Origin of the sequence: Acinetobacter sp. XS-4 (assembly GCF_023920705.1) — a bacterium.
Lineage (GTDB): Bacteria > Pseudomonadota > Gammaproteobacteria > Pseudomonadales > Moraxellaceae > Acinetobacter.
Map to the genome: position 1 here is coordinate 2,803,759 of NZ_CP094657.1, position 13,409 is coordinate 2,817,167.

Sequence of the window (13,409 nt, forward strand, 5' to 3'; positions counted from 1 at the left end):
GAGTTAATTAACCTCAGAAATAATTTCTGAAGTAATTTCTTTGCTACGATGATATGCGGCCTTCATTGCTAAACGTATATCATCAGACACATTGCCTAATTCAAACATTCGTAAAGCAGATTCGGTAATCCCGTTTGCTAAAGTGACCTTTCCACATAAATCCGCTGGTGGAACATTACTTTTACGTATCATTTCAACTGCACCAGTAGCAGCTTGAAGTGCAAGTTCCAAGGCAAATTGCTTATCTAGCCCTAGTGAAACACCCGTCTTAATCATGCTATCTAAAATATAGAAAAAGTAAGCTGGCCCTGAACCAGATAATGCAATAATGGCATCACTTTGTGTTTCTGAAGCAGCCCAAAAAGTTTGCCCTGTTGCAGAATACAACGTTTCAATCAAGTCTTTATCAAGCTGATCCGTTTGTTCTGAAGCAATAAGTACGTGAGTACCCGTATGCGTAAGCACAGGCGGATTTGAAATCACACGAATAACTTTCTTTGAACCTGTAAAACTAGATAGATGTGCAATATCAATCCCTGCCATCATTGAAACAATAATCTTATTTGCTAACCATTTTTTAAACGGCGCAAGTGTATGTTTTAGTTGTTTTGGATCTAATAACAACACCACAATGTCAGCTTTTTTTAAACCATTTTCTTTTTGCTTCAATGCTTGTGTATCATTAATTTTTTTCTCTTCAATTAAGTGTATTTTTTCTTTATTGAACCCTTTTAAAACCATTCCTCCTATTAAAGCCAAAGCTAAATTACTACTGCCAATAAAGCAAATATTAGGTTGTATTTCACTTAACATTTAAAATGTTTTCCTTTCTAAGGGAGGATATAACAACAAGTATTATCTATAGATTAATTATGAATATTAAATTAACGATGGCTGTATGAATAAAGTACCCACTCAAATAAAATATATTAAACTGGGTTTCATTTTATTTACATAATAAATAAAACAACTTTAACTTAAGCCTAATGTAGAACGATATTTAACAAATTCCACACACAAATTGTTAAAGTATGTAACTATTACAATTTTCTTGTAAAGAACCATCCATTACAGTAAAAACAAAAATATTTACTTTCAAAATCTTAAATTCCTTTTTAAAACTATTTCAATTAAGTTGCTAAGAAAATAACTTATCTCAAAGAAGAAAATCTTTAAAATAATAGACGGTAGTAAATGTATTTTATTTTACTAGCTAAATATTTTCTTTTTTTTTCTTTAAAATTCTCTCGGCTTTTCTTATCGCTTGACTTAAATCAACATCGTCACTTACCCAAAAGGTAAAAATTTGTCCAAATAAGTGAAAGTGTTGTTTAATATATTTAGAACTATGATCTGAATAATGCTCTTCAATCTTAAAGAAATCATTATTGTTTTCTATTTTCTGACCATCAAAAATACCGCCAATACAAATATCCATTTTAATACCACACACCTAATTCATTATATTTTAACACAAAATTTAGAAGAACTTTTATCAGAGTATTTTTTACTTCTTTTTTTAAATATAAGTTGAATTAAAACTTATAAAAAACCCACAAAAAGAAGTGGGTTTTTAAAACTCTAATAAAATGCTTTAGACTTAAACATATTTTTTATTTGAACAATATATTTAAATCAATTAAAAGCTATATTTATTTATGAGTTTTGAAGAATCACAATATTTGAAGCTTGAGGTCCTTTTTTACCTTGCACTACGGTAAACTCAACACGTTGACCTTCTAATAGAACTTTAAAACCTTGTGTTTGAATATCAGTAAAATGAGCAAAAATATCTTTACCTTCATCAGTCACAATAAAACCAAAACCTTTAGTTTCATTGAACCATTTTACTGTACCAGTAGTAGTAGACATATGTTATATCCTAACTCTTAAAATATTATAACTTATTATTGGAGGAAACCAATTTAACTAAAAAATAGACGTCAAAACTTAAATATCTGAGGAAACCGAAGGATTATAAATATAAAACTGCGCAAATAAAAAGTTTATAATGACAAGAATATTTTGTTAGTTATTCTCGATAATACACGCTTCAGAAGCATTTGCAATCGATATTCAAAATAATTAAAGCAAGAAAAATTCTACCCACTCCCCGATTCATCTTTCACATTGATTTAATTAAGATTCCTTTCAATTAAAAGTCAAATTTTGTTTCATTTTAATCGAAAGAAGTCCAATATCAATGCTATTTCCCTATAAAAACCATCAATAGAATTTCTTTTCACCAGCAGGTCGCGTCTTAAAGCGTCGATGGAACCACATGTATTGGGTAGGGGCAATACGAATTTGATTCTCAATAATCTTATTGACTCTTTCAGCATCACTAACTTCACAGCCACTCGGAAAATTCTCTAATTTAGGTTCCACGAGAACATGATATTGAGGATTTCTGATATTGCCACTTCTGTAAAAGTACAAAGGCACTGCTGCTGCTTTTGAGATATCCATAAGTCTGCGGTGAGCTGTGACAGTAGCCGCCTGCACTCCAAAAAATGATGCCATTACACCTTGCTTTAAGCCGAAATCCTGATCTGGGCTATACCATATGGCATGACCATGTTTAAGATTTTGGATCAGTCCACGCATGTTGTCTCGAGCAATCTGGTTTTTATACACTCTTGCACGACTACGATGAATCAGAAAATCTAAAAAGGGATTGTTTTGAGGTCTGTAAACTACGTCCATATTAAAAAATAATGTACACGCGGCTCCACCAGCATCTAAAAGCGTACTATGAGTGCCTAATAAAAGTACGCCATTTTCCTGATTATTAGTTAAATTCTCTAATCCATCTATGTGAACACGGCTTTTAAACCAGTTTGGACTATACCAAGCATTTAAAGCCTCAAATACACCCGTTAGAGTATCCACAAAAACCTGTTTGGCCTTCACTTCAATTTGCATAGGTGTTTTTTCAGGAAAGCATGCTTCTAAATTACGCAATGTTGTTTTTCGTCTTGAACCTAAAGATTTCCATGCTATTTTCGAAAGAACATCAGCGAGACGCCATTGAATAGCCCAAGGTAACATCGCAAAAAACATTAGAATAAAAGCTAAAAACCATATACCCCAATATTTAAACGATAAAAAGGAAAATCGAAATTCGCCAGATTTAAACTGCCGTTCTTTTTTCGTCATGTTGTATATTTCTTGAGGTATAGACTTAGCATACTAACACCCCCTGTCATTGGGGTTGTATGTTTATGTTGCTTTCCGTTTTTAAGCGTTTTATATACCTTATCTATTTATATAAACACATATTTTATTTCGAAACCTTCAAACTTTAATATTTAATTTATTTATTTTAAATATACATAACCTCCTGTATACATAACTTATTTTCTCATTTAAAGTAATCACATAATCTTATCTCAATTGATAAATAGGGTATATCAGCGTGGGCGGTCTTTTAGTATTTATAACAATTGCATTTCTTACCCTATTAAGCCCCGGCCCTGGCGTTTTATTTACTGTCACAAATTCAATCAATTATGGTGTTAAAACTGCTTTATTCGGTATTAGCGGTTTGATCATTGGTATGTTTGTAATTGCTGTAATTTCCGCTAGTGGTGTCGGTCTTATTATTACGAGTAACCCTACTATTTTTACGGTTTTAAAATTTATTGGTGCATTTTATCTAATGTATCTTGGATATAAAAACTTCAGCAAAAAAACACCATCGCAAGATTTAATCACTGATCCGCAAAACGATAAAAATGTTAGTAAAGCGAAACTCTTTTATCAAGGTCTACTTGCATCTTTGCTTAACCCGAAAACAATCGTATTTTTTATTGCTCTATTCCCTCAATTTATTGATATCAAGAAAGAAATTTTAACTCAGTTTTTAGTTCTCTCTTTAACCTTTTGTTTTATTGGCTTCTTAATTCATTTAGTCTATGCAAACTTCTCTTCAATTTTTAAAGAAAAGATGTTGGCTGGAAATAATTTTTCTATACTCAATAAAATTAGTGGCGCTATTTTCTTTTTGCTTGCCGTTTTACTCATTACACAATAAATCAGTACTTTAAAATTATGCTTTAAAAGCCTTTACTCATGTTTAGACTTTTAAAGCATTTCGATTATTCAGCATACTTTTATCTAATTACAATTTTTACAACGCTACCCTGTTTAAAATCCACCCATAAAAGAAATCTTCGTAATTTGGGTTCTTCTCTGTAATTTCGATATAGTGCTGCCCTTGCATAATATTTAAAACGCGTAGTAATACCGTTTCTCCGTCTTTATTACGCCTGTTCAAATACGTACTCAGTGCTTGAAAAGTCAGCGGCCCATATTGACCATCTAAAGCAAGATTTGGCCAACCTTCCTTACCCTGCTTATTTAGCAGATTTAAAGCACGTTGTAACAAGGGTTTTGCAAAGTTGACTCCACAATTTATAGCCGTATCAAATAACTCTTCTGCAATAGCAGGGCTAATCTCATTGATCTGGTCAAATTGGGGCTCAAACCAATATTGTTGTTTATAAATTGACTTAGCCAGAGCTAAAGGTAAATCTCGCATATCACCTTCATATCCTTGTGATCGAGCGACTACTTCTGTAATGCCAAATTTGGTGGCACGTCCATGGTCTGATGGATGATTAACATATCCACCTTCCCTGTCTATGATTGCTTCTAAGTACTGGTCAATATTCATTGTAGTTTACCCATATGATTGAAATTGTTTTTTAGCTATTTTGCAGGTCATCTTTTGCTTTTTTTAAGTCTTTCATGACTTCCACAATCGTTTTACCTTCTTGTTTATTGATGAAGTTAAATATCCATCTCACAATCGCCCAGCCCGGCAAACCGCAAATGAAGAAGAATCCACATAGCGTGATCATTCCCCAAATATCCAAGACCCATTCATGTAAATTCCATTTCATGATAATAAATGAACCGCCTGTTAAGCTTGAAACCACTGTACATATCAGTCCAACAATCCATTCTTGCGGCGAGCGAGGGAAACGCATCATCAACACAACTGCCACAACTAAACTGACTGCTAAAGCCACCATAATTGCAATGCTATAAAAATTCAAAAAGGTGGCTAATCCACTCATTGGAACTGCTTTCATAATCTTGTCCTGCTTTAAAGGGTAAAACTTGAAAACTCATCACCATGACCAGTTTGTTGTTTTTCAGGTTTTATCAATACCCTTAGTTTTCTTTATTACAGTCAATAAAAAACACTAACGCTTTTTAAACCGCGCTAAATCGCAAGATGAACTTATCCTTGACCCCATATTTCAGGGGTCCAAGAAAGAATGTTTGTATGCTAAAGCCTGTTAGTGTGCACTGTTTAAGGCTTGTTCAATCAACTCAATCACGGTGATTGCACCTATCGCTTTTTGCATAGAGACTTGATCATCGAATTCGAATGCATCATCTTCAAGCTCACTTGCAATTTGCCTTGCCTCTTCAAGTGCCCTTTTTATTTTTTGTACCTTGTATTTGTTTACGTCTTTTGCAATTGTTGGGGCATATCCTCCACGTTTTGCATTTTTAAGTTGTTTAGCTCTGTTCTGCATTGCTGTAGTCATTCACTATCTCCAACTCACACGTTTAGTTTAGTAAGGTATCTTTATCGTTTGTTATTCTTGAAGTTTTGATCCATTCTTTGAGCAATATAGCTAAGCTATGACTACAAATGTGTGTTCAAAACGTTTCATCTGCTACAACAAACATAAATAACTAAACGGTATGCATTTAAAGCATTAATTTAAAAATAGATATTTCCTTTTCTAAAATTGTAAAAAAGTATGAAAGCTCTTAAATTTAAGCCTCTTCCGGACTTCCATTTTTTGACCAAAAAGTTCAAATAAGGCTTTGCCGTATATCGGAAACTTTTGTTAGGACTCACAATCTTTGCTAAATTCTTCATGTTCTTGATACCCTTTATCGACGAACATTAAGCCTGATCCACGGAATCGGGCTTTTTTTTATTTCATTTTTTGTTTTGATAGCCTATCTGTAAATAATAATTGAGCTATCTCCCTTCTATTTTGCTTCCTGTAGAAACAAAACAAATTTAGCTTGCATCTCAACATATTGATAAGGCTATAAATAGAGACATAAACTCTACTTGAACTTTATCTATTCATCTGAAGATACAACTGATATTATAACTATAGTTATTATTAGTCAATAACTATAGTTGTTTTACTCGATATAACTTTAGTTATATATTTGTTATAAGTTAGCTGGTGTAACCGTTATGGCTCTTAAAGATCGTTTAAAAGATTCCAGAATTAAAGCGAAGAAAACTCAGGCTGAAGTAGCAGAAGCAGTCAAAATGTCTCAGCCTGCCTACCAAGCTTTAGAGTCAGGGAAAAATTTAAAATCTGCGTTTCTTCCATTAATTGCCCAATTTTTAGGTGTTGATGGGTATTGGCTAACAACTGGAAATACGGAAGATTCTTTTAAAGATAGTGATGTATTTAACCCTACTGTTGTAAGTGCTGAATCCACCGATCAATATGTCTGGATTGAAGTCGTAGAGGCTAATTTCTCTTGTGGTACGGGTGAGTCTATTGAGTTTCACTTCGATGCAATTAATGGAAAAATTCCTTTTCCAGCTTCATTTTTTAAAGAAAAACGAGTTGCTCAAGAATGCATGCGCATTATCAAAGCTAAAGGCGACAGCATGACAGACTACATTAAAGATGGAGATTTAGTCGGTATTGATATCTCTCAAACTGAAGTGATTGATGGCGAGATTTATGCGGTTTACTTTGCAGGCGAAGGAATGATTAAGCAAATTTTTAAAGAAGCAGATGGTTCTTTAATTTTGCATAGTTTAAATGAAAAATTTAGAGACCGACGTGTAACCGAGGAAAATGGGAAGAACTTTAAGGTCATGGGTCGTCAATTCTGGCGAGCGGGTTAAGGTCGTTATAAATATAATTAAAATAATAATTCTACCGATTTGATATATTTTTGCTTTTTATAACTTTAATTGTTTATTACCCATCTAGATATAAAAAAACCTATCTCCTTTAAAAGAGATAGGTTTTTAGCTTTAAGGCTAAACATTTTTATCAACAATACGCAGTTAAACGATAAAGCTGATTAAATCCAGCATAGAAGCTTTTACCATCTTGGTTTAATTCGATTTCTTCACCAGATTGAAGTTGAATTTTCTTACCCACTTCGACCCAACGATAGCCATCTTGAGAGTTTTGCTTACGCACATGAGGAACAATCCTCACATTAATCTCATTACCATTTACGGATGTGGCAATTAGCCACTCATTTACTATATTCACAATCATTCACTCATCACTGAGCTCATGTGATTTGACGTTATTTAATTAGAACGCTAGATTTAAGGTATGGACAGTCAGTCTAGAATTTAATATTTAGCTTGATATAGGGTTATTTATAAGCTAATGCTTTTCATAATTTTTGCATTATGAAAAGTGGTACATCACAGAGCATAATATTTTGGTTGCGGGGGTTGGATTTGAACCAACGACCTTCGGGTTATGAGCCCGACGAGCTACCAGACTGCTCCACCCCGCAATTGGAAGTAAGCTTTATACGCTCATATATTTCATAAAGCAAACTCTTTTTTTTAATCGGTTGTAATTATTAAGAATTATCTTTTTATTAATTTTCAATTTTTACCATTTGGTCTAAACAACTATATCAATTCCCAATTTTTAATTCTTTAAATTGTTGTATTTATTTTAAATAGAACCCGATATTCATAGACAACAATTGCCTTGGTTGGTTGGCTTTTATACTATCTAGGTTGGTCTTTTAATGTTTAGTTGCTATGTCTGAACCTCAGTTTTCCCTTAGTGAATATCTCGGCACAGTTCAGGAAGTCATACGTTTGGCTTTTGATGAGCCAGTTTGGGTAAAAGCAGAGATTCGGAATTTAAACATTAAAGGCGGTCATTACTATTTAGAGCTTGCAGAAAAAGATGCAGAGACTGATAAGGTCATTGCAAGTTGTAAAGCCACCATCTGGAAATTTTCGGCAAGTAAAATTGTTTTAAAGTTTGAGCGTGAAACTGGTATTGAGATTTCAAGCGATCTAAATGTTCTCATCAAAATTAGAGCCCGTTTTGATCCTCAATATGGATTTTCCGTCAATATTGAAGAGATCGACTCAAGCTTTACCTTAGGTGAAATTGCTAAACGTTATCAGCAAATTATTGAACGACTCACGCAAGAAGGGTTAATTCACAAGAACAAACTTTTGCCTACTCCTTTCGATATTCAAAATGTTTTAGTCATTGCTCCTCAAAATGCTGCGGGCCTAGGTGACTTTAAAAAAGATGCCGATGCTCTAGAGAGAAATGGTGTTTGCCATTTTGTGTATCACACCGCCACTTTTCAAGGGAATACGGCCGCAACTAGCTTGATTGAGTCTTTAGGTTCAGGTTTAAGACAATGGGCCAGCATATTTAACTTTCCACCAGACTTGATTGTAATTATTCGTGGTGGCGGATCTGTGAATGATCTGGCTTATTTAAATGACTATGAACTTGCTGCCCTACTCTGCAAACGTACTGTACCCATTTGGGTCGGTATTGGTCATGAAAAAGACCGTACCATTCTTGATGAAATTGCCCATCGTTCATTCGACACGCCCAGTAAAGTAATTGCTGGTATACGCAACCATATTGTTGAACGCGTCCAAGAAGCTGTCGATAGTCTACAAACCATTAAGCTTCTTTCGCAGCATCAAATTACGACTTACCAAAGTAAGAATGATCAGCTACTTCATCAGATTAAATCTTCAGCCCAAGGTCAACTTAACTCGGCACATCACTCACTTGACCAAATAAAAGAACGTATTCAGTTTAGTTCACAGCAACAGGTTAAATTTTCATTAGCTCAAATTGAATCTTTAATGAAAGAAGTCCTTTTACAAAATCCGAAACAGGTTCAAGCCAAAGGCTATGCAATTGTTAGGTCAGAAGGAAAAGCGATTCGCTCTATACATCAAATTTCAAACCCAGCCATTGCCATTGAAATGCAAGATGGTGTGATTGAAGCCAACATTACACAGGTAATTCCAAATGAATAATGAAGAGTTAACATTTAAGGACGGCCATGACATTTTGAAAAAAAATGCCGAATTACTTGAATCCCAAGAAAGCCCAGATATTGATAATTTAATGAAGATTGTTGAAGAATCAATTACCGCTTATAAGGCTTGTAAATCACGTATAGAAGCTGTTCAACAAGCTTTAGATGAAACATTCAAAGAATAATATGCAATAAAAAAAGCCCATTCCTACTTCTCATTGAAGGAATGGGCTTAGTGAATACCACTTAGTCCTGAAATGCAAAAATGTGGATTAGGTCACATTTTTACAAAAGCATAGTCCCACAAGTATTGGGCATCTTCAATATTTTAATTGTGTCTATTACGTAGTTTGGCTTTATTTTCAGCACTTCTTAGCGAAAAGCTATTCCTCGCTGAATGGTCCAATCAATTGATAAATTTTGCCGTCTTTAGGGTTTTCATAAAGCAAATCCATGTTCGGCAAAATAATATCGTCATTAATTTCGATATGTTCAACGCTTTTGTGAAGTTCAAGGACGTGGTCATTCATAGGTCGAACTTTTGCCAAAGCAATCGTTTCTTGGTTAAACTGGTCCTTAATAATTACTTTTAATCTTTTCATAAAAATCTCCTAAAAATTAAATTTTTAATATAAATAATGGGTTAAGTTTAAAATGAGCTAATCGCTGAATAACCGATTGGCATAGCAAAAAAAGTTAAAATAAATGCAGCCGTACGTTGTAAATTACGTTGGTTTAACCAAGTTACTTTGTTTGAAATTAATACGGTTCCAAAAGCAATCCATAAAAAAGCAATGGGTGTAATTAATGATAAAAAAACAGCAATATGAATAAAATATACGTGAAGCACTTCCCATGCTGCATGTGGAAAAATAGCAGAAGCAAAGAGTAAAGCTTTAGGGTTTAAAAGTGTTGCGACAAATAAAGCCTTAGGCGTAATAAGTGGGTTATCTAATTTAATATCCTTTGTTGAGGTTATCCAAAGTTTAAATGCAAGATAGAGAATAAAAGTGGCACTTATTAACTTTAATAAAGCAGGAAGCCATGGAATAAGATGTGAAACTGACTCCAGCAAAATACCCCATGATGTAATTGCAATGAGATAACCCATCACTTCAGCAGGAATAAGTTTAAGAGACTGCTTCACCCCTGCTTGTATTCCAGCCGAGGCTAACAATGTATTTGTTGGGCCTGGAGTCAACAAAATGGTGACTACAAGTCCAATAAACATAAATGACACCATAGGCTATAAACTCTTTATTAATGTTAGGCGAAATATGTCAAAAAGGTGCATCTATTGTCGACAAAATGGTTGTAACAAGAAATATTAAAACCAAAATATTTATTTCTAAAACAAATAATTAACTCAAACTGACCTTAAATTCACTTACGATTTTAATAATTTAAAATATGCAAAATGAATCACAAAAATATCAAATAATGAGAAATAAAATTTAAGGATCCCCCATCAAAGTTAAACATTTTTCATTCAAAAATAGGTTGTTATACCTAATAATTCATTCTTATTTTGACTTAAAAAACACTGAATTTAACACTTACTTGAAATTTTAAAATTGAACAATATATAAGCAATTAGAAATCGTAATTTTACTGAATATGATGTCTCACTCCCCATCAATTCATTGATTGTCGCTTTCATCAAATAAGTCAAATGATGGAGGATGCATGATGAATGCTTATGTTCGCCCTCATCCCGATGGTTTTAAATCTTATTTAGGGAAAAATCAGACGACTGGCCTCTACGCTGTACGGCTTGGTTGGACTGTTTATGAAACGAATGGCAATGGTTCTGTTCTATACATTGTCAAGAATGAAGATAAGATTCCATTGGATGTAGAAAAGTTTAAAACTGATCGACCCAAAATTTATGCTGCTCTTGTTAACGAAGTTCAGTTCCAACGCAAGAAACAACTTGCGATTGATCTCCAGCGATCAAACATCCCTTCTTATGACCGCAAAGCCTATAAAAAACGTCATGGCTTTATAGACTCTTAAACATATCTATTTATAGTACATATATAGAAAAAGCACCCTCGGGTGCTTTTTCTTTTAACGACCAGTTGTAATTAATACGAACATACTCAGTATTAATGTGCTTAATGATCGTTTGCAATGAATGTGGACTTCATGCTCAGCTCCGTGAGCGTATTGATTAACGTTTTCCATTTCGTGTCCTTCAAAGTTCACATCCCTAATTTGCCTAATATTCACACAATAAGAAATTAGCCAAAAGTATTATATGAAATTAAATTTAACACAATCCTTAAATCTAATTGCCCCCTTATTGTCAAAAACCAAGAGTTCTAAAGTTAAAAACTCGATGTAACATTCTACTACGAGGTTAATTATGTATTAGCGATTTGTAGCCCTTTCATCACAAACAGCCATACCTTAAAAATGATCTTCTAAAATAGAAAATATAACGATATTCCATTTTTTAATAATAGTCTTCGACAGGAGAACTCTTATGGAAATTCAACAAGAAACAAACTCAGCTTTATTTTGTGACACCTCTACCTCAGTTCAAGCCTGTATTGAATGTATGATCGCTTGTAAAACTTGTGCAGCTGCATGTTTGCAAGAGGAACATGTTCATATGATGCGAGAGTGTATTAAGCATTGCATGACATGTGTAGAAACCTGCCAACTGTGTACCTCTCTAGAGTTAAGAAATTCTGAACTGGCCGAATCGGCAATGCAATTGTGCGCCAATGCCTGTCAACTTTGTGCAGCAGAATGCAGTAAACATGACCATGAGCACTGTCAAATCTGTGCTAAAGCATGTTTAGCTTGTGCTCAAGCTTGTTTGGCCTATCGCGCCTAAATTTTTAAACATGTACAGCCTACGTAATCTTTAGATCGTAGGCTTATTAAAACTTAATAAATAACAGAAAATTAGATATTTTTTATTTAAGTCGAGTTAAGAGTCACTTTTTTATAGGCATAAAAAAAACCCGCATCTTGGGGAAGAATGCAGGCTCTTAGATCTCCCACAACGACCATGAGTCCATTATTAAACTTGAACTTTAAACCGTTAAGTAAATGTACCTATAAATAAATTAAATTGCAATACAGAATAGTCTGTATGTTTAAAAAAATTTATTATTTCTACATCGTTTTATTTACTTAAGAACAAATGGTAAAAAATGGTGCCATAAAAAACTTTATTTATGATCTGGTCATCCAATAAATAGCTTTTTTACAGGCATTAAAAAAGCCCGTTTCACGGGCTTTTCTGCAACGGTGAGCAATCTAAGATTTGTGTCTATCCATCTCTTACATGCTCTTTGCTAGCTATATGTAAGGTCTTATCGTATCTTTTGCCCTGTCCCAAGTTTCCCTGTGGATCGAGGAGATATTACGATTACCTTGAATACAGTTATAGCACATTATTTATTCATGGCTAGTCTTGTTCACGTTTTTTTACAAATGAATAAAATACGATCAAACCTTAATATTTAAGGATTTTCTACCCCATTTGGATATTGATGGGCCTCATCGCAAATTGGATACCACTTCACTTTTGAAGTGACAAAAGCATGTGAGCTAACTTGAGTAGATGTTTCTTCATTAATGAGCCCTACCCTTAAACGCACCACTTCAGGCTTATCTAAACGTTCACTCCAGATGGGTGAACCACAGGTTTTACAAAACACTCTCTTTTTATTAGGAGATGCAAAATACGCCTGTAAAAGATTTTCACCCTGTACAATATTTAAGTCACTTTTTTGTACTTGAGTAATGGCAGCGAAAGCAGCACCTTGGGCTTTTTGGCATTGCGTGCAATGACAAACCATGATGGGTTCTAATTCGGTATTAATGCGCAGTTGAATACCATTGCAAAGACAAGAAGCTGTATAAGCCATGATTTTTCCTTTTTATTTTAATGAAACTTAGCTTACACCCACACCTTTTTCAATGTGATCTAAAATCGCACAAGAAGCCTGTTGGTTACCGCAACAATCATCAGCCGAAGCCTGCAAAATATTGACCATTTCTTGTAGATGGGTGATTTTTTGGTTGAGTTCGGCAATATGTTTTACGGTTAAGGTTTTCACCTCTGCACTCTGCCGATCTGTATTTTTCCAAAGCGAAATCAGCTCTTTCATCTGTTCAGATGAAAAACCTAACTCTCTGGCATGTTTTAAAAAGTTTAACGTCTTCAGGTCCGTTTCTGAATACATACGATAGCCTGAAGCAGAACGCTGAGCTGCTTCAAGTAAACCGATTTCTTCATAGTAGCGAATCATTTTCGCCGAAATGCCCGAATGTTTGGATGCCTGACCGATATTCATCTCACACCTCAAATATTAAATTTGGTT

At 34.1% G+C, this 13,409-nt stretch carries 18 protein-coding genes and 1 tRNA gene; 6 read left to right on the forward strand and 13 right to left on the reverse strand.

What is annotated here, in order from left to right; all coding sequences use genetic code 11:
* Window positions 1-3: 3 nt before the first annotated feature.
* The 4 genes from MMY79_RS13115 to MMY79_RS13130 form a co-directional block, all read right to left on the reverse strand.
* A complete protein-coding gene (locus tag MMY79_RS13115) occupies window positions 4-813 on the reverse strand; it encodes a pyrroline-5-carboxylate reductase dimerization domain-containing protein (protein ID WP_252609217.1) in 810 nt (269 codons plus the stop codon).
* A 400-nt stretch (window positions 814-1,213) separates the two neighbouring features.
* Window positions 1,214-1,438 carry a hypothetical protein gene (locus tag MMY79_RS13120; RefSeq protein ID WP_252609219.1) on the reverse strand — a complete coding sequence of 75 codons (225 nt, stop codon included), beginning with the start codon at window positions 1,436-1,438 and terminating at the stop codon, window positions 1,214-1,216.
* A 218-nt stretch (window positions 1,439-1,656) separates the two neighbouring features.
* Window positions 1,657-1,872, reverse strand: a complete 216-nt coding sequence (locus MMY79_RS13125; protein ID WP_252609221.1) for a cold-shock protein — start codon at window positions 1,870-1,872, stop codon at window positions 1,657-1,659.
* A 354-nt stretch (window positions 1,873-2,226) separates the two neighbouring features.
* Window positions 2,227-3,159, reverse strand: coding sequence for a lauroyl acyltransferase (locus tag MMY79_RS13130; RefSeq protein WP_252609223.1), 933 nt, complete (start codon window positions 3,157-3,159; stop codon window positions 2,227-2,229).
* A gap of 259 nt (window positions 3,160-3,418) precedes the next feature.
* On the opposite strand from MMY79_RS13130, the gene MMY79_RS13135 reads away from it, so the two are divergent.
* On the forward strand, window positions 3,419-4,036 hold the full coding sequence (locus MMY79_RS13135) for a LysE family translocator (RefSeq protein ID WP_252609225.1): 618 nt from the start codon (window positions 3,419-3,421) through the stop codon (window positions 4,034-4,036).
* A gap of 96 nt (window positions 4,037-4,132) precedes the next feature.
* Here the strand turns inward: MMY79_RS13135 and MMY79_RS13140 are convergent, their stop codons facing one another.
* The 3 genes from MMY79_RS13140 to MMY79_RS13150 form a co-directional block, all read right to left on the reverse strand.
* Window positions 4,133-4,678 (reverse strand): glycosyl hydrolase 108 family protein, encoded by a 546-nt coding sequence (locus MMY79_RS13140; protein WP_252609227.1) that lies wholly within the window; start codon window positions 4,676-4,678, stop codon window positions 4,133-4,135.
* A 31-nt stretch (window positions 4,679-4,709) separates the two neighbouring features.
* A complete protein-coding gene (locus tag MMY79_RS13145; protein ID WP_252609229.1) occupies window positions 4,710-5,099 on the reverse strand; it encodes a hypothetical protein in 390 nt (129 codons plus the stop codon).
* A 210-nt stretch (window positions 5,100-5,309) separates the two neighbouring features.
* Window positions 5,310-5,564, reverse strand: coding sequence for a hypothetical protein (locus MMY79_RS13150; RefSeq protein ID WP_016138729.1), 255 nt, complete (start codon window positions 5,562-5,564; stop codon window positions 5,310-5,312).
* A gap of 674 nt (window positions 5,565-6,238) precedes the next feature.
* Here MMY79_RS13150 and MMY79_RS13155 point away from each other — a divergent pair.
* The gene (locus tag MMY79_RS13155) at window positions 6,239-6,910 is read left to right on the forward strand and encodes a LexA family transcriptional regulator (protein WP_252609231.1); all 672 of its coding nucleotides are present in this window, start codon (window positions 6,239-6,241) and stop codon (window positions 6,908-6,910) included.
* A gap of 151 nt (window positions 6,911-7,061) precedes the next feature.
* On the opposite strand, the gene MMY79_RS13160 is transcribed toward MMY79_RS13155, so the two are convergent.
* A complete protein-coding gene (locus tag MMY79_RS13160) occupies window positions 7,062-7,295 on the reverse strand; it encodes a hypothetical protein (RefSeq protein WP_016138731.1) in 234 nt (77 codons plus the stop codon).
* A 173-nt stretch (window positions 7,296-7,468) separates the two neighbouring features.
* A tRNA-Met gene (locus tag MMY79_RS13165) sits at window positions 7,469-7,545 on the reverse strand.
* Between the two features lie 256 nt (window positions 7,546-7,801).
* On the opposite strand from MMY79_RS13165, the gene xseA reads away from it, so the two are divergent.
* Window positions 7,802-9,064: an exodeoxyribonuclease VII large subunit gene (gene xseA / locus MMY79_RS13170; protein WP_252609240.1), complete on the forward strand. Its 1,263-nt coding sequence runs from the start codon at window positions 7,802-7,804 to the stop codon at window positions 9,062-9,064.
* The gene (gene xseB, locus MMY79_RS13175; RefSeq protein WP_004793582.1) at window positions 9,057-9,251 is read left to right on the forward strand and encodes an exodeoxyribonuclease VII small subunit; all 195 of its coding nucleotides are present in this window, start codon (window positions 9,057-9,059) and stop codon (window positions 9,249-9,251) included. The genes xseA and xseB overlap by 8 nt, the downstream gene beginning before the upstream one ends.
* 198 nt (window positions 9,252-9,449) lie before the next feature.
* Here xseB and MMY79_RS13180 read toward each other — a convergent pair whose 3' ends face one another.
* Window positions 9,450-9,668 carry a hypothetical protein gene (locus MMY79_RS13180; protein WP_252609242.1) on the reverse strand — a complete coding sequence of 73 codons (219 nt, stop codon included), beginning with the start codon at window positions 9,666-9,668 and terminating at the stop codon, window positions 9,450-9,452.
* A gap of 47 nt (window positions 9,669-9,715) precedes the next feature.
* Window positions 9,716-10,309, reverse strand: coding sequence for a LysE family transporter (locus MMY79_RS13185; RefSeq protein ID WP_252609244.1), 594 nt, complete (start codon window positions 10,307-10,309; stop codon window positions 9,716-9,718).
* Between the two features lie 443 nt (window positions 10,310-10,752).
* Here MMY79_RS13185 and MMY79_RS13190 point away from each other — a divergent pair, with 443 nt between their 5' ends.
* Window positions 10,753-11,082 carry a hypothetical protein gene (locus MMY79_RS13190; protein WP_252609246.1) on the forward strand — a complete coding sequence of 110 codons (330 nt, stop codon included), beginning with the start codon at window positions 10,753-10,755 and terminating at the stop codon, window positions 11,080-11,082.
* Between the two features lie 472 nt (window positions 11,083-11,554).
* The gene (locus MMY79_RS13195; RefSeq protein WP_252609248.1) at window positions 11,555-11,911 is read left to right on the forward strand and encodes a four-helix bundle copper-binding protein; all 357 of its coding nucleotides are present in this window, start codon (window positions 11,555-11,557) and stop codon (window positions 11,909-11,911) included.
* 634 nt (window positions 11,912-12,545) lie between these two features.
* Here the strand turns inward: MMY79_RS13195 and MMY79_RS13200 are convergent.
* Together MMY79_RS13200 and cueR are read right to left on the reverse strand one after the other, a co-directional pair.
* Window positions 12,546-12,953, reverse strand: coding sequence for a GFA family protein (locus MMY79_RS13200; RefSeq protein ID WP_252609250.1), 408 nt, complete (start codon window positions 12,951-12,953; stop codon window positions 12,546-12,548).
* A gap of 27 nt (window positions 12,954-12,980) precedes the next feature.
* A complete protein-coding gene (cueR, locus tag MMY79_RS13205) occupies window positions 12,981-13,382 on the reverse strand; it encodes a Cu(I)-responsive transcriptional regulator (protein WP_252609252.1) in 402 nt (133 codons plus the stop codon).
* Window positions 13,383-13,409 lie beyond the last annotated feature (27 nt).